The following is a 21,319-nucleotide window of genomic DNA, read 5'->3' on the forward strand; positions in this document are numbered from 1 at the left end:
ACGGGCTCGCCCGAACGGCGTAATAATTTTACCAAGTCTTGTGCACTAACACAATGTCAGCACGGTGCCGTGTAATTGCTCGGTGCCGGTTATCGTCGATCTAGCAGAATGCTCATCAATATCCCTGGTCGTTATCCTTGGCTTTTGCCCTGCGCGCGCGGAAGAAATCCTGCAGCAGCTCTCTATTTTCTTCTTCGAGAACACCCCGCGTAACTTCAAGCTGCCAGTTAAGGCGTTCATCCTGCACGATATTATAGAGGGTTCCGGCCGCGCCCGACTTTTGGTCGGATGGCCCGAAGACCAGCCGCTTCATCCGGGCCTGAAAGATCGCGCCCGCGCACATCGGGCAGGGCTCTTTGGTGACATAGATCGTGCAATCGCTCAGTCGCCAGCGCCCGAGTTTTTTCGAGGCCTCCTCAATCGCAAGGATCTCGGCATGCGCCATTGCACTCTCGCGCTCTTCACGCTCGTTTCTGGCTTGCGCGACTACCTCGTCATCGCACACGATAACCGCACCGACCGGTACCTCGCCGGCACGTGCTGCCTGCCTGGCCTCCTCGATCGCTTTTTGCATATACTTGATATCGTCATCGTTGGTCATCGCGTACTAATCGATTTTCTTAAACATGCTCTTCGGGGCCTGACATACCGGGCACTTCTCAGGGGCCTCATTCAGATGAACGTGCCCGCAATTACCGCAGATCCAATACTCGACCGCATCATTACTGCCGAGAGCTTCAAGCGCCTGTTTAAATAACACGGCGTGCTCTTTTTCGACCTCATTCGCGTTCCAGAAGCTTATCCTAGCACCCTTCTCGGCTTCCGCCTCCGCATCCCGGATCATACCCGGATACATCTGCTCGAACTCGTAGGTTTCCCCGTTAATAGCAGCATTCAGGTTGTCCGGGGTGGAGCCGACGCCCTTCATCACATTTAAATGTTTAAGCGCATGCACCGTCTCGCTCTCGGCAGCCGCCCTAAACAACCGCGCCACCTGGGCATAGCCTTCCCTTTCAGCTTTGGCCGCAAACGCCAGGTACTTTCTATTTGCCTGCGATTCACCGGCAAACGCATCCCGTAAATTTGTAAGAGTTTTCTCTCCCATCAAGGTCTCCTTTCCGTAGCCTTTTGCTTTATTATAAACCAACGTTGGACCGGATGTTACTATGCTGAAAACAGCTAGATGTTACAACGTAATTCACCCAATCGGGTGGATCGGCAGGCATAGTATGCAATCCCAGAGAAAGCGTTATGAAAGCTAAAGCCTATTCAACAACGCTATGTACTGCAGAGTTTAAGCGTTATAGTTAAAGGTATATAAGGCTTTGCGGCAATAATAAGCCACGACACAAAAGGAGTCGGTATGTGGGTTTGGGTACAGCAAACTACCAAGCATGGCGATACCGTAGAAATTGATAGCGCCGGGATTTACGACATGGCAGGTTTCTCATTTAAGGCATACGGTAATCACTACGAGTTCTACGGAATTACGCTTCCGAACGGCGAAGAGGTGCGAATATGGTCATATTCCACGCGAGAAGAAGCGATTGGTGCAGTAAAGAACATTCGTGCGACACTGCAGGATGAAGCGGGTGTAGTCTACGAAATTGGATACGATGGCGTAATGAAGCCATCAGGGCAAATTGAGGCCTAAGAGTATCCGCGTAAACGGATTGGCGCCAGGCGGCGCACTATCGCGTGCCCGGAGGGATTCGAACCCACGACCTCTTGATTCGTAGTCAAGCACTCTATCCGGCTGAGCTACGGGCACATTCTGGTCTCCGGCGCATGCGCCTTGATCCAGCTGGCGGAGAGAGAGGGATTCGAACCCTCGAGGGAGTTTATAACCCCCTACTCGCTTAGCAGGCGAGCGCCTTCGACCGACTCGGCCATCTCTCCAACTCTAAAAATCCAAAACTTTAAAGCATCAAAAGCTAAAAGCCAGATAATTAATATACATGACAGGACGCATTTTGTCCACTGCATATGCTGGTTTGCTAGCCGACTTGCTTGATTTGTTTTAAGCTCCAGCCAACTAAAGTAAAAATGGGAGCAGTAGAACACTAAAGCATCTCCCGATAATTTCATGATTTTTTCTTTTTAGAATCTAATAATTTTTTGACTTCACGATCAAAGTCGGACTCAAGCATACGGTCTTGAATAACTCGGTATTTTTCATATTCGCTTTCGGCTAATGCCACTGCTACTTCATGACTGATCTTGCCGCTATCCTGCAAAACTTCTTTTTCGTTGAATTGCAAAAAGGCGTCCAATTTTCCTACCCAGTCTTTCATATACATCACAACACCCTTTTGCGCCTGCACTTCCGCATAATCAAGATACATCGTGACAATTCTGTTCAGTCCGTCAAGTTCTTTTTCATTGAGATAATTCTTGGCAATACTAACATCGGTTTTTCGGATTGTCCCTTTTGGAGCGTTTTTCCATGTGGTTAGTCCCATATTTGGTTTTTCACTCCCAACCCTTTGATAAATAATTTCTGCCGCTGTTTGGTCGCTTATCGCCCAGTGGAGTTTGTTTTGCACGGTAGCAAAAAATTGCTTGGTGATTTCTTCATTCGGATTATAGTCAGCGCTGCACTGTGCGTAAATATCGGTAATTTTCTGGTAGAATCTACGCTCGCTACTGCGAATATCGCGGATACGCGCCAGTTGTTCTTCAAAATAATCTTTGCCGAAAATGTTGTTGGGGTTTTTCAGCCGTTCGTCATCCATAGTAAATCCCTTGATAATATATTCTTTTAGTCTTTCCGTTGCCCAAATACGGAAATGCGTTGCTTGACTTGAATTGACGCGGTAGCCAACGGAGATAATGGCGTCGAGGCTATAAAATTTGGTAGGATATTTTTTCCCGTCTTCGGCAGTATGTTCCAAAATGGAACTAACTGAATTTTCATGTAACTCGCCGCATTCAAAGATGTTTTTGAGGTGTTTCGTAATAGCTGGTCTTTGCACGCCAAACAAAAGAGCTATTTTATCTTGGGTAAGCCAAATATTTTCATCTCGCAAAAATATCTCCACTTTTACCTTGCCGTTTGGCGTAGTGTAGAGCAGGAATTCTGTAAAACTGTTTTGTCTGGCAATCTGTTTATTCTTTTTCATAAGTTTATGCCTCAATTGCGCCGCTCATCAGCCGCGGCAAAAGCAAATCCCTCGCCCCAAAGTCTTTTTTCGATTGCTTCATATTAGGAAGAGAATCATTAAATGGACCTCAAGGTTTCCTTGGCAATATCCAAGTCTTTGATTTTTGCCATAATCAAATCTTTATTAAATCGTCTAAAGTTATCCCCAAACCATTGGCAATCTTAGTAATTGTCTGCAGTGTACTTAAGCGGAGAGAGAGGGATTCGAACCCCCGAGAGACTTACGCCCCTAACGGTTTTCAAGACCGCCGCATTCAACCAAACTCTGCCATCTCTCCATATGAAAGACGCGTCCTTATGTCTTTGGCCCGCGCCTTTTACATTGCGTAGTTTATCATATTCTACCGGCGCTCTCAACGCGCCGCTCTTCTCGTCGCGCAAGCCGAACCAACACTTAAAACTTCTTCGGTGTGATGACTTCTGCGCCTCCCATGTAGGCTTTCAGCGCGTCCGGAATACTTACCGCGCCGTCGGCCTGCTGGTAGTTCTCGAGTACCGCTGCAACCGTTCGCCCGATTGCCAGGCCGCTTCCGTTGAGCGTGTGGACAAACCGGGGTTTAGCCTTCGGGTTTTCCCGAAAGCGTATATTGGCGCGCCTCGCCTGGAAATCCTCGAAGTTACTGCAGGAGGATATCTCCCGGTACCCGCCGGACCCCGGCAGCCAGACCTCGATATCATAGGTCTTGGCAGAAGAAAATCCCATATCCCCCGTACTAAGCGCCACAACCCGGTAATGAATATTGAGCGCCTGTAAAATGGACTCCGCATTGGCGGTAAGCTTTTCAAGCTCATCGTATGAAGTCTCGGGGTTGACGAACTTCACCAGCTCTACCTTGTTGAACTGGTGATGACGGATAAGCCCACGGGTATCTTTGCCGTACGCGCCCGCCTCGCTTCTAAAACATGGGGTATACGCGCAGTAGTAACGCGGCAGGTCGTCGGCCGCGAGTATCTCGTCGCGGTGGACATTGGTTACCGGTACCTCGGCGGTCGGTATCAAATACAGGTCTTCCCCCTCGACTTTAAAGAGGTCTTCCTTAAATTTAGGCAGCTGGCCCGTGCCGGTGAGACTTGCGCTGTTTACAAGAATCGGCGGGAATACCTCGGTATAGCCGTGCTTTCCCGTATGCATATCAAGCATTAGATTAATGAGCGAGCGCTCCATCCTGGCACCTAAATCCCAGTACAGCACAAAGCGCGCTTTGGCGATTTTCGATGCCCGCTCAAAATCCAATATTCCAAGATCGATCCCCGTATCCCAGTGCGGTTTGGGCTCAAAGTCAAACTCGGGCTTCTCGCCCCAGGTTCTGATCACTACATTTGCGGTTTCGTCAAACCCGATGGGAACGCTTTTATCCGGAATGTTGGGGATGTCCAGGAGCATCCGATTAAGTTCATCCTCGATTTCAGCGAGCTGCTCGTCAAGCCCCTTGATCTTGTCGCCGAGTTCGCGCATGGCGACGATCTTATCCTCGGCCGGCTCCCCGGTTTTTTTAAGCCTGGCGATTTCGCCCGATACCACATTCCTGCGGTTTTTTAGTTGCTCGACTTCAACGATCAACTCGCGCCGCGAAGCATCGAGTTCCTTAAAGCGCGTTAGGTCGACTTTAGAGTTTCTGTGCTCCAGCGCCTCCTCCACGACATCCAGGTGCTCCCTTACCCATTTCAGATCAAGCATCAGCTTGTCACCCCGTTTGCCATCGGATATGATCCTAGCACCTTTACCTCTCTCACCTTGCATTTCAGGCACTTGAGCGTTGATGCGATTATCTCGTCGTCCATGTGGCCTTCGAAATCGATGAAGAAGCAATAGTCGCCGAGCGCCTTTTTGGTCGGCCTCGACTGTATCTTAGTTAAGTTTATATACCGGTATGCAAATTCCTGCAGGATTAGAAGAAGACTTCCCGGACGGTCCTCGTAAATAAAACAGACGATCGAGGTCTTGTCGTGGCCGGTTTTCGCTGCCGGCTCTTTTCCGACCAGCACAAAGCGGGTCTGATTGTCTTCAAAATCCTCGATGCCGATGTCGAGCACGTTTAATCCGTAAATCTGGGCGGCAAGCCTCGGGCCGATGGCCGCTAAGGTGCCACCCTGTTCCGCAACGAGCTGCGCCGCCGCGGCATTGCTTCCGGCAAGCTCAAGATTTGCTTGAGGCAGTTTCTCGGAAAGGTAGCGGCGGCATTGGGCGATGGCTTGAGGGTGCGATAGCACGGTCGTGATATCCTCCAGTTTTACGCCCGGCTTCGCCATCAGGCTATGGTTGATGGGTATGATTATTTCTCGTTCGATAACAAGGCTTGCCTCAAACGCTAAAACATCCAGCGTCGCATTGACCGAACCCTCGATAGAGTTCTCTATCGCGACCATTCCCTTGTCCACCTCGCCGCGCTCGACGGCGCGTATCACATCGGCTTCCGTCGGATACGGAACGATGTCTTCGTCGCTGACCAGTAAAAGTTTTAGAAGCGCCTCCTGGGTATAGGTGCCACGCGGCCCCAGGAAGCCGATCTTTGTGTCGTGTTTATCTGGCAAATGCCTGCAGTCCTTTCCTTGCACTATTGTCAAAATATTATTTCGCTCTTAGTGCGCTCCTGTTGCGCTGTTATCGCTCTTATTACTATATCGGTGATTACACCAGTGTTTTTGTAGCGGTGTTTGAAAACGCCTCTCGTATCGCCTGGTGCTCTTCAGCGGAAAGCGTAAACTCAGAGGTGTTGTTTCGTATAGCTTTGGCATAGCTCCTGCTCTCCTGGCGCCCGTTAATGGTGCTTAACACAGCACCGTTTCCGTTGTTATCCAACAGCGCCACTGCGAAGCTCAGCCTTCCCCCGATATCATCGAATGCGTCGAATCGTACCACGCCGACCCGCTGTACGGCACTGCTAAGCGTATCCGCGAGGTGTGCCTGGTCTGCTTTGACCTCGTTTATGGCAGAGTTTAAAAGCGAAAGCTGATTCAAACTGCTCTCTACCGCACCCGCGAAATCCCCATGTTCCCCGGCCTTGACGATTGCTTTCGAGCGCCTGTTTATCTTTTTAAGATTCAACGAAACGACAAGAAGCCATAGTGCCAAGACGAGCCAGCCGGCTGCAACCAGTGCTAGAATTAAGCTACCATTACGAATATCCATTGCTACCCCTTCGCTTAGAGGAAAATTTCCGCCATAATTGTCACAAATTATACAATAAAAACCTAACCTTTGCATTTGGGAAAAACCTGTGTAAGCAGCGAGAACTTTCGCGCTTGTAACCACGTAAGGAGATGATTACATGAAGGTCGCTTATTTTGACTGTTTTGCCGGCATCAGCGGGGATATGATCGTCGGCGCCCTGCTCGACTTAGGGCTACCTTTAGAAGAGCTTGAAGCTGGGCTAAACAAAATCGCCGTCGGCGATTACGAGGTGAGCGCAAAAAAAGTCACAAAGCAACATATCGGGGCCACAAAGTTCGACGTTGCCGCCGAGGAGCAAAAGGTGGTGAGAACCTTTAGCAACATCCGTGAACTCATCGGGGACAGCGACCTTGCCGACAGCATAAAAGCCGATGCGATCGCCATATTCAGGCGGATCGGCGAAGCCGAGGCCAAAATCCACCGCAAAACCATCGACCAGATACACTTCCATGAAGTCGGCGCGATCGATTCGATCGTTGATGTGGTTGCAAGCGTCATCGGGATTCATTCCCTCGGCATCGAGAAGATCTACTCCTCGCCGGTCGCAACCGGCATGGGGATGACGAGAACCGAGCACGGCATGCTCCCTATCCCCGCCCCGGCCACCATTGAGATCCTCGCGGGGGCGCCGGTGTATAGCTCCGGGATCGCCGCCGAGCTTACCACCCCAACCGGAGCGGCGGTCCTTATGCACTACGCGACCTTCACCGAGGAAATGCCGCTGCTTGCCCTTGAGAAAACCGGCTACGGTGCCGGAACCCGCGAACTTGAAATCCCCAACGTGCTTCGCGTCATGTTCGGGACGCAGGCCGGGGTTGAGACCGAAGAGGTGATGCTCCTCGAAACCAACATCGACGATGTCTCCGCAGAAGTGCTCGGTTACACCATGGACGCGCTGTTTGAACGCGGTGCGCTCGACGTTTGGTTCACCCCAATCGGGATGAAGAAAAGCCGGCCGGCCGTAACGCTAAGCGTGCTGGTGCCCGTAGGAAGCGAGGAGGAGGTAATCGACACGATAATGACAGAAACCGCAACCCTGGGCCTCAGGCTCTCCAAGCAATCCCGCCGGGTTGCAGAGCGAGAAATTATAAGCGTGAACACGCCTCTTGGTAGAATCCATGTCAAGGTGGGCACATATAAGGGGCGGGTTATCTGCATTGCGCCCGAATACGATGATTGCAGCAAACTGGCCGCCCGAAGCGGTACACCTCTTAGGGAAGTCTATGACCTTGCACGAGAGGCGGCAAGCAACACGTTCAAGAAAGGCGGATAAATCGTGCAGGATGCTCGGGCTTGCTTTTCTACGCCCAATCCGACCCCAGCACCCAAGCCTGCGTACCCGATTGGGTACTCCACCGCTTGCTTGCATACTTACCCGCCTAGCGGATAGATAGAGTAAGGGCGTCCCATGGTCGGCATGGCGACGTTTCTCACCGGAACACCGCCCGGCGTCATCCCCTTCTCCGTGCCGTAGTGGGCATGGCCGTGCAGCACCAAATCCGCACCCAACTTGTCGATCGGCTCGGCCATAATCGATGCCCCAAGAAACGCATACACTTCGGGAGGCTCCCCGAATAGCGTGTCTTTTATCGGCGAGTAATGAAGAAGCACGATCCGAAAATCCGGCTCCATAACCTCCAAGGTCTCAAGGCCCCAGTGAATCCGCTCCGCCTCGTTTACGCCTTCCCTGTACATCATGCGAAAGATCTCCTCTCCAAAGTCAGGCAGAGCCCTGATGCCAAACCCCCCGCCAAACCCCTTGGTACCGATAAACCCCGCCCGAAAGCCGCCCGCCTCTACAACGGTGGTCTCCCCATCGAGCACGATGATGCCGCCTTTTTCAAGCACCCGCCTGATATCCCCCTGCTGCCCCATATGGTAATCGTGATTGCCGAGGACAACAATGATCGGTATCTTCACATCCTTAAGTGCAAAGGCCAGCTCCCCAGCCTCTTTTGCCAGGCCATGTGCGGTTAGGTCCCCGGCGATAGCGAGAACGTCGGCCTTGGTATGGATATTAGCAAAGCCCGCTTTAAGCATCTGAACGTTACCCGTCTGGGCGTGCACATCACCAACAGCGGCAATTCGTATCATTTCAATAGCACCTAACAAGATCACCTGGCGATATCTATAAGAAGATATTCCACTCCTGCGGAAATGTTAATTCTAAGCGATCAAAGAAATATGGGATGAGTGGCGGGTAAAAGCTCCAATGTCTATTGTTCTATTGTTCTACAAAAAAATAGCCGCAAAAAAGCGGCTATTTTTTGTGCGAGAAGGGGGACTTGAACCCCCATGTCCTTTCGAACACTAGGCCCTGAACCTAGCGCGTCTGCCAATTCCGCCATTCTCGCGTAAGCTTTTGTGTTCTTATCCGTCTGCGAATCTGATACTATTAAAGCTGATCGCATCAAATCCGCGCAGAATAGATTATACCATTTTTATGTTTTGCGCAACACAGGCAAGGGAAAAGCGCTACAAGCGTCGAATCAATAAAAGATGTACATGAAAACGGAAGAACTGCTACTTGACCGATACAAGATCATTTCGAAGCTGGGCAGGGGCGGCTTTGCCGATGTCTACAAGGCCTTTGATACGCGCATGGAGCGTGTCGTGGCCATCAAGCAGATTCATGTCAACCGCCACTCGGCGGAGCGCGTGCTCCGCGAGGCGCGCACGGTGGCGCTTCTTAATCACCCCAACATCGTCACCATCCACGAGTTTGAGGAAGACGGCGACGACTGCTACCTAATCATGGAGCTTATCGAGGGCATACCCCTCTCAAAAATATTAAGCCGCATCTCGCCGCTCTCGGTGCACGAGGCGCTCATCATCACCATCGAGATTTGCCGGGCCCTTGAAGCCGCGCATTTAAACGGCATCATACACCGGGATATCAAACCCGAGAACATCATGATCCTCTATGACGGGCGCCTGAAAGTCATGGACTTTGGCATCGCCCGGTTTAAGGGGGGCTCAAGCGCAACCGACGACGATATCATCGGCACGTTCGCCTACATGTCGCCCGAGCAGGCGCGCGGCGACGCGGTCGACGAGCGAAGCGATATCTGGTCGCTTGGGACCATGCTGTACGAGATGCTCACCGACTGCATCCCGTTTAGCGCCGAGTCGGCAACCGAGACCTTAAATATGGTGCAAAAATACGAGCCGTTTCCGCCAAGCCGCAGCAACCCGGAGGTAAGCGAAGAGCTCGATCGGCAGGTAATGATGACCATTACCAAAAACCCCGATGAGCGCTACGTCTCGGCCACTGTCTTCCGTGAGAACCTGATCGAGTTTTTGCCTTCCCACGAGCCGGCCGAAAAGGTGCTGTCCGGGCTCGTCGGCAGGTACATAAGCATAAACAGCGAGATGGCCTGGGCCGAAGAGACCGGCTGGCGGGGGCAGATGTGGCGGTTCATCGAGGAGCACAAGGAATCGATCACCCGCACACCGATGGCCGTCTTTTTGAGCTACCCGTTTTTCCCGATTCTGCGCCAGTGGTTCGAGATACCGCGCAGCCTCTCGCTCTTTGCCGCAACCGGGGTGTACCTCGCGGTCCTCTTGCGCCCGGATTACGGAATCGGCATCGCCTTTTTCCTGCTTTCACTTGCCATGATCAAATACTCCGCCGGGCTCTTTATCATCATGTTCTTTATCTTGATGCCCTACTGGGCGTTCGTTTCACGCAGATGGCCCGTGCTCTCGATTTCCCCGGCGATCGGCTCGATATTCGGCATCATCCAAATACCGTTCGTATTCCCGGTCCTGGCCGGGCTCTTAACCAACCCGCTCATCGCGGCGGCAACGGCAGGCATCGGGTGTGTCGCTTTTGAGCTCATGAACCTCTTCCTAAAAGAGAGCACCATGCCGGACCTCGTAAAAGGCTACGCGATCTGGTCCTCCATCAAAGGGGTCTCAAACCCGGCGCAGGTTATCGATCTCATCGTCACCCCGTTTACCCAGAACCGCATCCTGCTCTTCCAGCCCGTGCTCTGGGCGCTCGCGGCCGCCCTAACCTCGGCGATCAGGGGCAAACGGCGGTGGTTTTCCGGAGCCGTGACCGGCCTCGTCGCGCTTTTGATGGGATACCAGGGGATATTTACCAACCTTAAAGGGAGCAGCCTTGACATGGGGGGACTGATGCAGGGTTTGTCGTTTTCACTTATAATACTCTTACTGATTCCCATTTTCCGCCCGCCGGCGGCAAGCGTGAATACAGCGCCCGAGCTAGCAGAAGAACTCGCGGAATAGCCGCTATGGAGGAACAACTTTGAGCGTTCTTAAAGACTTTGAACATAGACTTGAAGCACTCTTTGAAGGATTTTTCGCCAAGCAGTTCAAATCGGGCATCCAGCCCGTTGAGATCGCTAAAAAGCTGGTGCGCGAGATGGACGCACACCGCACCATCAGCGTCTCCAAACTCTACGTCCCGAACCGCTACAGCATTTTAATAAGCGAAGCGGACGCGGAGCGGATAAAACCCTTTGAAACAACATTGGTCTCGGAGTTTCAAAGCTTTTTAATCGCCCACGCCAAAAAAGAGGGCTACGAGCTTTTGGGGCGCCCGCAGATCGCAATAAAAGCCGTGCCCCGGCTCTCCCTCGGTGAGGTCCTCATTGAGAGCACCCTCGAAAGCAGGGAGCCTGGGGTAGAAAAAGAAGGGGCGGGCGATGCGTACCTGGTTCGCTCCGGGGCGGGCGGCGAAACCAAGTTCTTGCTCGCCGATACGACGATAAAGATCGGACGGGCCGCCGACAACCACATCATCATATCCGACCCTAACGTTTCACGCTATCATGCGAGAATAGAGAGCGTTGGAGCACAACACCTGATCAAAGACCTTGAGAGTACGAACGGCACCTTTGTAAACGGGGCCAAAGTCGATGAGCGCCGGCTAAAAAACGGCGACACGATCGCCATCGGCACCACTAAACTATATTTTAGGAGAGAGGCCGGTGTTTAACGAGCTTACATTAGGGCTGCACGTGCTGCTGCTCGCTTCGATCTACGTATTCTTGTTTATCGCGGTTAAGGTGATCTCAAAAGACCTCGCCTGGGCGAAAGGCGCAGCCACCGAGAAACTACCGCGAATCGTGATCGTCGAGGGGGCCGAACCCGGTGCCGCAACCGACTACCCGATAGACGAGCAACTCATCATCGGCAGGTCGCCGGATTGTGATATTATTCTTGAGGATACCTTCGCTTCGGCGCACCACGCGCGGGTCTATCCCGCAAACTCGGCCTACTGGCTGGAGGATTTAAAGAGCACCAACGGCACAACCACCAACAATAAACAAATCAATGCGCCGGTTCGACTTAAGAAGGGCAGTACATTTAGAATAGGGCAAAGCGTTTTTAAGTTTATGGACTAATATATGAAATACGCAGCTTTATCCGATGTTGGCAAGAAACGAAGTCTCAACGAAGATAGCTACATAGCGAACGGCAGCATTTTTGCTGTTGCGGACGGAATGGGCGGGCACCGCTCCGGCGAGGTCGCAAGCGCGATGGCGCTCGATGCCTTGCGCTTTGGCCTTTCCAAACGCTCAAGAGACCCCTTTGAAGACAAGCTTATCGACGCGATCAAGCGCGCAAACAAAAAAGTCTACGAAAAAGCCTTAAAGGATGCGGATGTCCGCGGTATGGGCACCACGATAACCGTCGCCGTACCAAACGAAGACAAACTCTATATCGGCCACGTCGGCGACAGCAGGCTGTACCTTTTGCGTGACGGCAAATTACGGCAGCTTACCGACGACCACTCCCTCGTCGCCCAGATGGTGCAAAAGGGCCACTTAAAACCGGAGGAAGCCGAGATGCACCCCCAGCGAAGCATCATCACCCGCGCGGTCGGAAGTGAAAAAGACGTTCAGGTCGACCTCATCATCGAGGAAGTCCTTCCGGGAGACCGCTTTCTGCTCTGTACGGACGGCCTTAACACCATGCTCTCCGACGAGCAGATCGCCGAAATTCTGCGCGACAAGGACGACCTCGACGCCGCCTGCCGCGAACTCGTGGATTGGGCAAACGACCGGGGTGGAAACGATAATATCACCGTAATCCTCTTCGAGAAGAAAAAGACCTCGACGCCCCGCTTAAGCCGCCTCTGGCGGGTTGGGCGGTGATGGGGCCTGCAACGCCGAAACACCGAGCTTATCCTGCTCATTCTCGTTATCGCAATCATATTTATCGGCTTTTACCTGGTCTCACAGACAACCGGACAACCGCTCGACGTTTCGCTCAAGTTTGCCGGGCTGGTTTCGGTCATGTTTCTCGCTCTCAACATTGCAAACCGCTTGCTGGTCAAAGAGGCCGACCCCTACCTGCTTCCCTTTGCCGCGTTATTATCGGGCCTTGGCTTGCTCATGATCTGGCGCTTAAAGCCAAACCTCGCGACGGCGCAGTCGATGTGGATTTTAGCCGGCACGATTGCGGCTTTAATCACCCTGGTGGCCGTGCGCCGCTACCAGTGGCTTAAAGAATATAAATATACCTGGGCCATCCTCGGTATCCTGCTGCTTTTTTCACCGATCTTCATCGGTGTCGAGCGCGGCGGCTCGAAACTCTGGCTGGTCTTAGGGCCGTTCACCTTCCAGCCGGCCGAGATGGCCAAGCTACTCTTCGTCTTTTTCCTGGCCGCCTATCTCGAAGAGAAGCGCGAACTCCTCTCGATCTCGACCCGGCGCGCCTTTAAAATATGGTTGCCCGAACTCAAACACCTGGGCCCGCTGATAGTGATGTGGCTGATGTCCCTCGTCATTTTAGTGCTCGAGCGCGACATGGGGACCTCGCTTCTTTTCTTCGGCCTCTTCCTGGCCATGCTCTATGTAGCCACCGGGCGCCCCATGTATGTCACCCTGGGCTCGTTTCTTTTCGTTGCGGGTGCCACCGCCTGCTATTTCGCCTTCTCGCACATTCAAACCAGGGTCGATATCTGGCTCGACCCCTGGATGGACCCATCGGGGAAAGGATACCAAATCATCCAATCCATCTTCGCTATAGCGAGCGGCGGTCTTGCCGGGACCGGTCTGGGGCTGGGCCACCCAACACTCATCCCAGCGGTGCAGACCGACTTTATCTTCTCGGCCATCGCCGAGGAGCTGGGCTTGCTTGGCGGAACTGCCATTATCCTTATCTACCTGCTCTTTATATCACGGGGTCTGCACATCGCACTTTCGGCAACCGACAATTTCGGAAGGCTCGTCGCTACGGGTCTTGCCTGCGTGTTCGCCCTGCAAAGCTTCACCATCCTTGGCGGTACCACAAAACTGATACCGCTAACCGGCGTGACCCTGCCCTTTATCAGTTACGGCGGCAGCTCGATTCTCATGAATTTCATACTGCTCGCCCTGTTTTTGGCGGTCTCGGCAAAGCGAGATGGTGCCGGTGAATAAACGAATCGCCCGGCTGGGAGCGGTGTTTACCGCTTTGTTTTTGCTGTTAACCGTAAACTTAACATATATGCAGTTCTTCGCCGCCGACAGCCTTACCGCGCGGCCCGAAAACATCCGCCCTCTCCTCAACGATAAAAGGATAAAGCGCGGCGATATCATAAGCGCCGATGAAGTAGTACTCGCGACCACCAAGAAATCCGCCGACGGCTATAAGCGCTCCTACCCAAAAGCAGAAATCGCCGCCCCCATAACCGGCTTTTACTCCCACAAATACGGAAGGGCCGGCCTTGAGCTTACCTTTGATGAGTATCTTTCGGGGCAGACAAAAGTCTCGTCGATCGACGACTACATAAAGCGCCTCCTCGGCCGGGAGGCGCCGGGAAATAACATAACGCTCACCATCAACATTGAGCTGCAACGAACCGCCATGCGCGCGCTCGGCTCAAAAAAAGGCGCCATCGTCGCCCTCAATCCCAAAACCGGCGCGGTCCTCGCCCTCGCCAGCCGGCCCAGCTACGACCCCAACGAGGTAGATAGTCACTGGGCGGAGCTGAGCAAAAACCCCGACGGCGTTATGCTCAACCGCGCCCTGCAGGGCCGTTTTACCCCCGGCTCCTCCTTTAAAATCATAACAGCAGCGGCGGCGCTTCAAGATAACGTAACCACCGTGGATAAGATATACGACGCCAGCTCAACCGTTAAGATTTACGGCGGTAAAGTTACCAATTACGAAGGAAAGAGCTACGGCAAGCTCTCCTTTGCCGAGGCCTTCGCCAAATCTGCAAACACGGTATTCGCCCAGATAGGAAAAGAATTGGGCGGTGCCAAGCTTGTCGACATGGCAAAGTCCTTTGGGTTTGCCGATAAAATCCCGTTTGATCTGCCCACGGCACAGAGCCGCATCCCGGCCGCATCGCAGATGGACGACCTCGAGGTCGCCTGGGCGGCGGTCGGCCAGGGCCGCATCCAGGCAACACCGCTGACCATGGCCCTCGCCGGCGCGGCTGTGGCAAACAACGGCACGATCATGCAACCCTACGTTGTCGAAAACATCCGTGAGCACGACGGCAATACCGTCTACGAGCACCGTCCGAGTACCTGGCAGACACCGATGTCCCAAACCACGGCCGAAACAATAAAATCCCTCATGGAAAAGGTCGTGAGCGAAGGAACCGGAAAAGCGGCCCGCATCGATGGGGTGCAAGTAGCAGGCAAAACCGGTACCGCCGAGGTCGGCCAAAAGAAACCGCACGCCTGGTTTGTCGGCTTCGCCCCGGCAGATAACCCCCAGGTGGCAGTAGCGGTGATCATTGAAAATGGCGGTGTAGGCGGCAGCGTAGCCGCACCCATCGCACGCGAAATTATTTTATCGGCATTAGGCAAACAACGCTAAGTTTGGTAATATGGAAACAATCTGGACCCTGAAACGCAATCGACCAAATAATCAGAGCAGGAGACGAAACTAATTAACATGGGAGTCCTAGATCAACCTATGGAGCAACAAGTCTTTAACGATAGGTATAAGATTATCGCTAAAATCGGCTCGGGAGGCATGGCCGAAGTATACAAAGCCATGGATACCGTCCTGGACCGACCGGTAGCGGTTAAAGTACTACACCGGCACTTCGCCGAGGACGAGGATTTTGTCACGCGCTTCAGACGCGAGGCCCAGGCCGCCGCAGGCCTTAACCATCCCAATATCGTCAGCATCTATGATTGGGGCAGCCAAAACGGTACCTACTTCATCGTTATGGAGCTCTTGGAAGGAAAAAGCCTCAAGCAATATATGACCGCAAAGGGCATCATACCGCCCGCCGAGGCCATGGAGATCATCAAGAAAGTCCTCTCGGCGATTAACTTCGCCCACAAGCACGATATCATCCACCGCGACATCAAACCGCACAACATCATGCTGACCAGGGAAGGCGAGGTTAAGGTCACCGATTTCGGCATCGCCCGCGCCGGCGTTTCCACCATGACCCAGACGGGAACCGTTCTCGGAACCGCGCATTACCTCTCCCCCGAACAGGCCCGCGGCCAAGATGTCGGGGTGACATCGGATATTTACTCCGTCGGCGTCGTCCTTTACGAGATGACCACCGGCAAGGTACCTTTTGATGGCGAAAACCCGGTGGCCATCGCCCTTAAGCACGTCCACGAGATCCCGGTACGCCCCCGCGAGCTTAACCCGGATATCTCCGAGGACTTGCAAACCATCATCGCAAAAGCAATGGCGAAAAACCCGGAAAGCCGTTACCAAAGCGCGGCAGAGATGCGGAACGATATCATGCGCCTCATGGAGGGCATGCCTATCGTCGCCCTCGCCCCCGATGAGCAAGAAACCCTGGTAATGGCCCCACCAAGCAAAACGGCACGCGCCACCCAGGTTAAACGTCCGACCACCTACCAGGAACCACCCAGGCGACGCAAAAGCCGCGCACCGATGGTTCTCCTGGTGCTGTTCTTAATACTGGGGATGGCCGGTGCCGGCTGGTATGGCTACACCGCCGGCATTATCCACAAAAAGATGGTGGCCGTTCCCGATATCCAGAATAAATCGCTCGTAGATGCCGAGCACACCCTGAAAAAGAACGGCTTAAAACTCAAGAAAACTGATGAGATGTTCAGCAACACCATTGCCGCCGGCCTTGTTATCCAGCAAAAACCGGATCCGGGTGAGAAAAGAGAAGAGGGTAGCGTTGTCGAGGTCACTGTAAGCAAGGGCCAGGAAATGACGACGATTCCCGATGTAACCGGAAGCCGTGAATACAAGGCGACAAGCAGGTTGATAGAAGCGGGGCTAAAAGTCGGGGATTCAAACTACGAAAACAGCGACGAGATCGAGCAGGGCTCGGTGATAAGGACAGAGCCGGCCGCCGGTGAATCTGTGCCGGCTAGAACCCCGGTTAAGCTCGTGATAAGCAAGGGTCAGGCATCGTCCGTCATACCCGATGTCTTTGGAAAACCGCTCGCAGAAGCCAAGAGCACCCTTGAGCAAGCGGGTTTTATGGTCACAACCCTGGAGATGTTCAGCGAGGATGTCGACAAAGGCAACGTCATGCGCACCACACCCGCCGGCGGCAGTGAAGCCAAGAAGGGCGCAACCATCAGTGTTTACGTCAGCAAAGGCCCCGAGCTTCTGACCGTCCCGGAGGTCCGCGGCAAGCTCGAGGACGAGGCGAAAGATATCCTTACCGGTAAGGGCTTTACCGTTGATGTGGTCGTCATAGACGGGGTAAGCCCCGCCGACGACAGCAAGGTATTAAGCCAAGATCCGGGCGCGGGCGAGCAACTTAATAAGAAAAACGCGAAAATCACCATAAGCGTAGGAAGAGCGGCTCCATAAACGCAAGCACGTAAAGCGTACACCATGCATAGTAGATAAAGGCCATCTAGCCAGCTAGGGGCCTTTTTTATTGCCCTGAATCCGGCGTCGCAAAGCCCGGAAGGCCTGTCGCAAAAACCTCAAGAATGCGGTGGTTTTGCCGATACATGCATATGTAATCAGGAACAGCATTTTAGCTCTATCTAGATAGTTTACATATTTTGAGAGGTAAGTAATGGATCTCGCAACAATCATAGGCATAGGTCTTGCCGTTTTTTCGTTGCTAATCTCCATTTTTATCGAAGGTGGAAGCTTAGGCTCACTTATTAACGTATCAGCTGGAATACTCGTCTTAGGCGGCACCTTCGGCGCTACCATGGTGTGCTTCCCCATTTCAGCCGTCAAGCAAATGCCCAGGTGGCTTGCTGTAGCACTCAAGGATCGAAAAACCGATATCCATGAAGATATAGCTATCATCGTCACCTTGGCCGAAACTGCCAGGCGCGAGGGAATCCTTAAGCTTGAAAACATGGTTGAAGACTTGGAGAACGCATACCTAAAACAGGGCGTTAATCTGGTTGTTGATGGTACCGATTATGAAGTCACAAAAGCGATCATGAAAACCGAACTCGAGCTTATGGAGGAACGACACAGCCTTGGCGCAAAGTTCTTTGAAACCGCCGGTGGTTTTGCCCCGACAATGGGAATCATAGGAACCGTCATGGGTTTGGTCAATGTTCTCGGGCACTTATCTGATTCAGGCAATCTCGGTGGAGCAATTGCTACCGCATTTATCGCAACATTTTATGGAATATCCACAGCAAATATCCTCTGGCTACCCATCGCAGCAAAACTCAAATCACGCAGTAACGACGAGTCCCTCGCACGAGAAATCATCATGGAGGGCGTGCTCTCGATCCAGGCCGGCGAAAGCCCACGCATCATCGGGGACAGGCTTAAGTCATTCCTGCCGCCTGATGAACGACAGAAAAGCGTTGGCCACGAAGTCCACGCATAACACACCACTTAATCACACCATTTAATCAAGCTTACTTAATAAATTATTTGATCAGTTAGTAAATAAGTTAGTTGATAGATTAATAATCCGTAAGGAGTCAAAATGGGAAGATCCAGCCAAAAGAGTGATGGACACGATGGGCCGAGCATGGAGCGATGGCTGCTCACATACGCCGACCTTATCACTCTTCTTATGGCGTTTTTCGTCATAATGTACGCCATGTCGAACGTTGACGCCTCGAAGTACTCGGCCATGGCACAATCCCTTAAGATCGCCCTCGGTGTGGAGGATAGGAGCCCGGGCTTAATCTCGACTATGATGACCGGCCAAAAGCCGGGCAACGACAAGACGCTCTCTCTAAAAGATAAAAACAAAGACAAAGCAACCGCCCAAATGCAGCAAATCCAGCAAAAGTTAAACACGCGCAACCCGGCGGAAGAAAAAGAGTTCGCCGCTATGATAAGCAAAATCAAGGCATATGCCAAGATGAAAGGCATCGTCGCCAATGTCGATGTAAAAGAAGATGGGCGCGGTATCGTGATAAACCTGTCTGATAAGGTTCTATTCGAATCGGGTAAAGCCGATCTTTCACCAACAGCGAAGGCGATGCTCGATGATATTGCAGGCATCTTGTTTAGCTCAAGCAAGAGTATAAAAGTTGAGGGGCATACGGATAACATCCCAATCAACAACGAGCGATATCCATCCAATTGGCAGCTCTCTACCGATAGGGCAACCAGCGTAATCATGTACTGGCTCTCTAAATACCCTGCGGATGCCGGACGCCTCTCAGCGGCCGGTTACGGGCAATACCGACCGGTTGCCTCGAACGCGACACCCAGCGGACGCGCTAAAAACAGGCGCGTTGAGATCATCGTGCTTCGCGACCTGATCAGCAAGGGCGAGCCGGGCACATTCAGTACAACACAAAGTTCGAACAATCTGGGCGAAAAACTGCCCACGGCGGCCAAAAAGTAAAAAGCGCCTGCTGCTGTAAGGCGCTTTTTTGAGCGGGCAACGAGACTCGAACTCGCGACCCTCAGCTTGGGAAGCTGATGCTCTACCAACTGAGCTATGCCCGCATTTTTTTGTTGCGTCAGATTTATGATGAGTTATAACTAAATTATAACTGAAATCTGCGATTCTGTTAAGAAGCGACAGGCGTTCGCTTGCCGGCTCTCCCTACTCCGTCCTCTCGAAGTACCATACGCCGAGAGCGAGCGCAACCGTACCGAAGCAGAACACGATCCCGAGATCGAGCCAGATAGGAAAGACTTTTAAGCCCACGAGCGTTTGCCTTAAGGCGTCGACTCCGTAACTTAAGGGATCGATGCGAACGAGCACTTGCATCCAGACGGGAAGGCCTTTGCCGGTTGGGAACATCGCGCCCGAGAGGAAAAACATGGGGAGTAGCAAGAAGTTTACGACTACCTGAAACCCCTCGTGGGTGCGCATGCGGGTCGCAATCAGGATACCGAACGATGTCATGGAAAAAGCGATCATGAACATGATGATAAAGGCGAAGAAAAGCTGCACTAGGCCAAATTTGACACCGATAAGTGGTGCTACTAGGAGGATGATGGTGCCCTGCATGACCGCAACGGTGCTGCCGCCGAGCGCCCGCCCTACGGCGACCGACCAGCGCGGTATCGGTGCGACCAGTACTTCTTTTAGAAAACCGAACTCGCGGTCCCAGATGATGGAAACGGCGGAGAATATCGATGTGAAGAGCACCGACATCGAGATGATTCCTGGGTAGATGAAGCGAAGGTACTGCGAACTTCCGCCTCTCACAAACGCTGTGGAGAGTCCCAGTCCCAGCACGAAGAGCCATAGAAGCGGCTGTGCGGCCGAGCTTACTATCCTTGGTTTGTCACGTAAAAACCGGATGACGTCTCTGAGCCAGAGCGTGTATATCCCCATGAGCGCCTCTTTCATCGGGTGCGCCCCCTTCTTGCGCGCATGCGCACGCGCGCCTGATCCATGCCCTCGACTTTTTCGTCCCGGATGCGCCGCCCTGTTAAGTCCAAGAACACGTCCTCGAGTGTGGGTTTTCTCAGCGAGATCGAGATAACCGTGGTCTCGAGTGCCTTGATAAGCTCGGGCATGAAGTGGCTGCCGTTTGCCACCTTAAGCGAAAGCTCGCCGTTTACCTCTTGCACGGCGATATTGAATTTATCCTTGATCTCGAGGGAAGCCTTCCGGTTGTCTTCGGCGACAATCAGGACAACTTCGCCGCCGATGCTTTCCTTGAGTTCCTCGGGGGTATTCATCGCGATGAGTTCGCCGTCATCAATAATGGCGATTCGGTCGCAGTTTTCCGCCTCATCCATGTAATGCGTGGTTAAGAAGATGGTGAGGCCCTCGTCTTCTATAAGTTGCTGCACGTACTCCCAGATATGGTAGCGGGTTTGCGGATCAAGGCCAAGGGTCGGCTCGTCTAAAAAGAGCACCTTGGGACGGTGAAGCAGGCCGCGGGCGATCTCCAGGCGGCGCTTCATGCCGCCGGAGAAGGTCTTGACCAGGTCGTTTTGTCGCCCGGAGAGTTCTACGAGCTCAAGTACATCGGGGATACGCCTGTCACGGTCAGCCTTGCCGATGCCGTAGATCATAGCGTGAAATATTAGATTTTCGAGCGCGGTAAGGCGCTCGTCAAGGCTTGGGTCCTGGAAGACCAGGCCGATTGATTTTCGCACCGCAAGCTTGTTTTTAACGACATCAAAACCGTTGACGGTGGCGCGCCCGCCCGTCGGGATCAAAAGGGTGCAGAGCATGCTGATCGTCGTGGTCTTCCCCGCCCCGTTGGGGCCTAAGAAGCCGAAAATCTCGCCGCGGTCGATCGTAAAAGAGACCCCTTTAACCGCGGCGATGTCGTTGTAGCTTTTCTTTAATTCCCGCACTTCTATAATCGTGGCACGTACCTCTTCTGTGAAACTTTAGTGTTTTGTTTCCATGCGCTCGTCCTTGGCTGCAACGCCCGGCTCCACCCGGGGCTCCTCTACACCCGGTGTCGGAAAGGACTGGCGTCTCTGTCTTCTTTGGGTCTTTTTACCCAAAGCAAGCGATTCGTAAGCCTCGGACAAGATACTGAGAAGCGCCGAGCGCGGCGGCGATTGGTCTACCGGCTCTTGCGGGTTTTCATGCATCTCGGCGTAGCGAAGCGCCTCCTCAGCGACCACCATCCCCGCCCCTTGCGCGTAGTCATCAAGCTCGAGGTCGGATGCCGTATGCAGCAAAGCCTCGC

The 21,319-nt window shown here is 53.0% G+C and carries 21 protein-coding genes and 5 tRNA genes; 11 read left to right on the forward strand and 15 right to left on the reverse strand.

Going from position 1 to position 21,319, the window contains the following annotated elements:
- Positions 1-115: 115 nt before the first annotated feature.
- Positions 116-601: a tRNA adenosine(34) deaminase TadA gene (gene tadA / locus COY37_RS07440; protein WP_286677759.1), complete on the reverse strand. Its 486-nt coding sequence runs from the start codon at positions 599-601 to the stop codon at positions 116-118.
- 6 nt (positions 602-607) lie between these two features.
- Positions 608-1,105, reverse strand: coding sequence for a rubrerythrin family protein (locus tag COY37_RS07445; protein WP_286677760.1), 498 nt, complete (start codon positions 1,103-1,105; stop codon positions 608-610).
- A 258-nt stretch (positions 1,106-1,363) separates the two neighbouring features.
- On the opposite strand from COY37_RS07445, the gene COY37_RS07450 reads away from it, so the two are divergent.
- Positions 1,364-1,654, forward strand: a complete 291-nt coding sequence (locus tag COY37_RS07450; RefSeq protein ID WP_286677761.1) for a hypothetical protein — start codon at positions 1,364-1,366, stop codon at positions 1,652-1,654.
- 43 nt (positions 1,655-1,697) lie between these two features.
- Here COY37_RS07450 and COY37_RS07455 read toward each other — a convergent pair.
- The 7 genes from COY37_RS07455 to COY37_RS07485 form a co-directional block, all read right to left on the reverse strand.
- A tRNA-Arg gene (locus COY37_RS07455) sits at positions 1,698-1,771 on the reverse strand.
- 34 nt (positions 1,772-1,805) lie between these two features.
- Positions 1,806-1,899, reverse strand: a tRNA-Ser gene (locus tag COY37_RS07460).
- 185 nt (positions 1,900-2,084) lie between these two features.
- On the reverse strand, positions 2,085-3,122 hold the full coding sequence (locus tag COY37_RS07465) for a virulence RhuM family protein (RefSeq protein ID WP_286677762.1): 1,038 nt from the start codon (positions 3,120-3,122) through the stop codon (positions 2,085-2,087).
- 230 nt (positions 3,123-3,352) lie between these two features.
- Positions 3,353-3,441, reverse strand: a tRNA-Ser gene (locus COY37_RS07470).
- A gap of 116 nt (positions 3,442-3,557) precedes the next feature.
- Positions 3,558-4,841, reverse strand: coding sequence for a serine--tRNA ligase (serS, locus tag COY37_RS07475; RefSeq protein WP_286677763.1), 1,284 nt, complete (start codon positions 4,839-4,841; stop codon positions 3,558-3,560).
- Complete coding sequence (pheA, locus tag COY37_RS07480; RefSeq protein WP_286677764.1) at positions 4,841-5,695, reverse strand: prephenate dehydratase; 855 nt, start codon at positions 5,693-5,695, stop codon at positions 4,841-4,843. Before pheA ends, serS begins: the two co-directional genes overlap by 1 nt.
- Before the next feature lie 97 nt (positions 5,696-5,792).
- On the reverse strand, positions 5,793-6,293 hold the full coding sequence (locus COY37_RS07485; RefSeq protein ID WP_286677765.1) for a DUF4446 family protein: 501 nt from the start codon (positions 6,291-6,293) through the stop codon (positions 5,793-5,795).
- A 139-nt stretch (positions 6,294-6,432) separates the two neighbouring features.
- Between COY37_RS07485 and larC the strand changes: the two genes are divergently transcribed.
- Complete coding sequence (larC, locus tag COY37_RS07490; protein ID WP_286677766.1) at positions 6,433-7,608, forward strand: nickel pincer cofactor biosynthesis protein LarC; 1,176 nt, start codon at positions 6,433-6,435, stop codon at positions 7,606-7,608.
- 98 nt (positions 7,609-7,706) lie between these two features.
- On the opposite strand, the gene COY37_RS07495 is transcribed toward larC, so the two are convergent.
- Entirely contained in the window at positions 7,707-8,429 is a 723-nt protein-coding gene (locus COY37_RS07495) for a metallophosphoesterase family protein (RefSeq protein ID WP_286677767.1), read from the reverse strand.
- Positions 8,430-8,605: 176 nt separating this feature from the next.
- Positions 8,606-8,689, reverse strand: a tRNA-Leu gene (locus COY37_RS07500).
- 151 nt (positions 8,690-8,840) lie between these two features.
- Here COY37_RS07500 and COY37_RS07505 point away from each other — a divergent pair.
- The 9 genes from COY37_RS07505 to COY37_RS07545 all read left to right on the forward strand — a co-directional run bounded on the left by COY37_RS07505 (position 8,841) and on the right by COY37_RS07545 (position 19,053).
- Entirely contained in the window at positions 8,841-10,589 is a 1,749-nt protein-coding gene (locus COY37_RS07505) for a serine/threonine-protein kinase (protein ID WP_286677768.1), read from the forward strand.
- Positions 10,590-10,608: 19 nt separating this feature from the next.
- Entirely contained in the window at positions 10,609-11,301 is a 693-nt protein-coding gene (locus COY37_RS07510) for an FHA domain-containing protein (protein WP_286677769.1), read from the forward strand.
- A complete protein-coding gene (locus COY37_RS07515; protein ID WP_286677770.1) occupies positions 11,294-11,710 on the forward strand; it encodes an FHA domain-containing protein in 417 nt (138 codons plus the stop codon). Before COY37_RS07510 ends, COY37_RS07515 begins: the two co-directional genes overlap by 8 nt.
- A gap of 3 nt (positions 11,711-11,713) precedes the next feature.
- Positions 11,714-12,463, forward strand: coding sequence for a Stp1/IreP family PP2C-type Ser/Thr phosphatase (locus COY37_RS07520; RefSeq protein ID WP_286677771.1), 750 nt, complete (start codon positions 11,714-11,716; stop codon positions 12,461-12,463).
- Between the two features lie 141 nt (positions 12,464-12,604).
- Positions 12,605-13,732 (forward strand): FtsW/RodA/SpoVE family cell cycle protein, encoded by a 1,128-nt coding sequence (locus COY37_RS07525; protein ID WP_286677772.1) that lies wholly within the window; start codon positions 12,605-12,607, stop codon positions 13,730-13,732.
- Positions 13,725-15,125: a peptidoglycan D,D-transpeptidase FtsI family protein gene (locus COY37_RS07530; RefSeq protein WP_286977055.1), complete on the forward strand. Its 1,401-nt coding sequence runs from the start codon at positions 13,725-13,727 to the stop codon at positions 15,123-15,125. Before COY37_RS07525 ends, COY37_RS07530 begins: the two co-directional genes overlap by 8 nt.
- Positions 15,126-15,203: 78 nt before the next feature.
- Complete coding sequence (pknB, locus tag COY37_RS07535; protein WP_286677774.1) at positions 15,204-17,078, forward strand: Stk1 family PASTA domain-containing Ser/Thr kinase; 1,875 nt, start codon at positions 15,204-15,206, stop codon at positions 17,076-17,078.
- A 214-nt stretch (positions 17,079-17,292) separates the two neighbouring features.
- Positions 17,293-18,075, forward strand: coding sequence for a flagellar motor protein (locus COY37_RS07540; RefSeq protein ID WP_286677775.1), 783 nt, complete (start codon positions 17,293-17,295; stop codon positions 18,073-18,075).
- Positions 18,076-18,177: 102 nt separating this feature from the next.
- Positions 18,178-19,053, forward strand: a complete 876-nt coding sequence (locus COY37_RS07545; RefSeq protein WP_286677776.1) for a flagellar motor protein MotB — start codon at positions 18,178-18,180, stop codon at positions 19,051-19,053.
- A 31-nt stretch (positions 19,054-19,084) separates the two neighbouring features.
- On the opposite strand, the gene COY37_RS07550 is transcribed toward COY37_RS07545, so the two are convergent.
- The 4 genes from COY37_RS07550 to COY37_RS07565 all read right to left on the reverse strand — a co-directional run.
- Positions 19,085-19,157 (reverse strand) — tRNA-Gly (locus tag COY37_RS07550).
- Between the two features lie 100 nt (positions 19,158-19,257).
- A complete protein-coding gene (locus tag COY37_RS07555; RefSeq protein ID WP_286677777.1) occupies positions 19,258-20,013 on the reverse strand; it encodes an ABC transporter permease in 756 nt (251 codons plus the stop codon).
- Positions 20,010-20,975: an ATP-binding cassette domain-containing protein gene (locus tag COY37_RS07560; RefSeq protein ID WP_286677778.1), complete on the reverse strand. Its 966-nt coding sequence runs from the start codon at positions 20,973-20,975 to the stop codon at positions 20,010-20,012. The genes COY37_RS07555 and COY37_RS07560 overlap by 4 nt, the downstream gene beginning before the upstream one ends.
- Before the next feature lie 36 nt (positions 20,976-21,011).
- Positions 21,012-21,319: hypothetical protein (locus tag COY37_RS07565; RefSeq protein ID WP_286977060.1), on the reverse strand; the 308-nt coding region annotated here is incomplete at its 5' end.

The sequence above is a fragment of the Candidatus Aquicultor secundus genome, assembly GCF_002791875.1.
Lineage (GTDB): Bacteria > Actinomycetota > Aquicultoria > Aquicultorales > Aquicultoraceae > Aquicultor_A > Aquicultor_A secundus.

Coding starts and splice junctions, on each gene's coding strand:
- COY37_RS07445 (WP_286677760.1), bottom strand. CDS start 1,105: ATGGGAGAGAAAACTCTTACAAATTTACGGGATGCGTTTGCCGGTGAA.
- COY37_RS07555 (WP_286677777.1), bottom strand. CDS start 20,013: ATGAAAGAGGCGCTCATGGGGATATACACGCTCTGGCTCAGAGACGTC.
- tadA (WP_286677759.1), bottom strand. CDS start 601: ATGACCAACGATGACGATATCAAGTATATGCAAAAAGCGATCGAGGAG.
- COY37_RS07540 (WP_286677775.1), top strand. CDS start 17,293: ATGGATCTCGCAACAATCATAGGCATAGGTCTTGCCGTTTTTTCGTTG.
- larC (WP_286677766.1), top strand. CDS start 6,433: ATGAAGGTCGCTTATTTTGACTGTTTTGCCGGCATCAGCGGGGATATG.
- COY37_RS07495 (WP_286677767.1), bottom strand. CDS start 8,429: ATGATACGAATTGCCGCTGTTGGTGATGTGCACGCCCAGACGGGTAAC.
- COY37_RS07465 (WP_286677762.1), bottom strand. CDS start 3,122: ATGAAAAAGAATAAACAGATTGCCAGACAAAACAGTTTTACAGAATTC.
- COY37_RS07450 (WP_286677761.1), top strand. CDS start 1,364: ATGTGGGTTTGGGTACAGCAAACTACCAAGCATGGCGATACCGTAGAA.
- COY37_RS07520 (WP_286677771.1), top strand. CDS start 11,714: ATGAAATACGCAGCTTTATCCGATGTTGGCAAGAAACGAAGTCTCAAC.
- COY37_RS07525 (WP_286677772.1), top strand. CDS start 12,605: ATGTTTCTCGCTCTCAACATTGCAAACCGCTTGCTGGTCAAAGAGGCC.
- serS (WP_286677763.1), bottom strand. CDS start 4,841: ATGCTTGATCTGAAATGGGTAAGGGAGCACCTGGATGTCGTGGAGGAG.
- COY37_RS07505 (WP_286677768.1), top strand. CDS start 8,841: ATGAAAACGGAAGAACTGCTACTTGACCGATACAAGATCATTTCGAAG.
- COY37_RS07485 (WP_286677765.1), bottom strand. CDS start 6,293: ATGGATATTCGTAATGGTAGCTTAATTCTAGCACTGGTTGCAGCCGGC.
- pknB (WP_286677774.1), top strand. CDS start 15,204: ATGGGAGTCCTAGATCAACCTATGGAGCAACAAGTCTTTAACGATAGG.
- COY37_RS07545 (WP_286677776.1), top strand. CDS start 18,178: ATGGGAAGATCCAGCCAAAAGAGTGATGGACACGATGGGCCGAGCATG.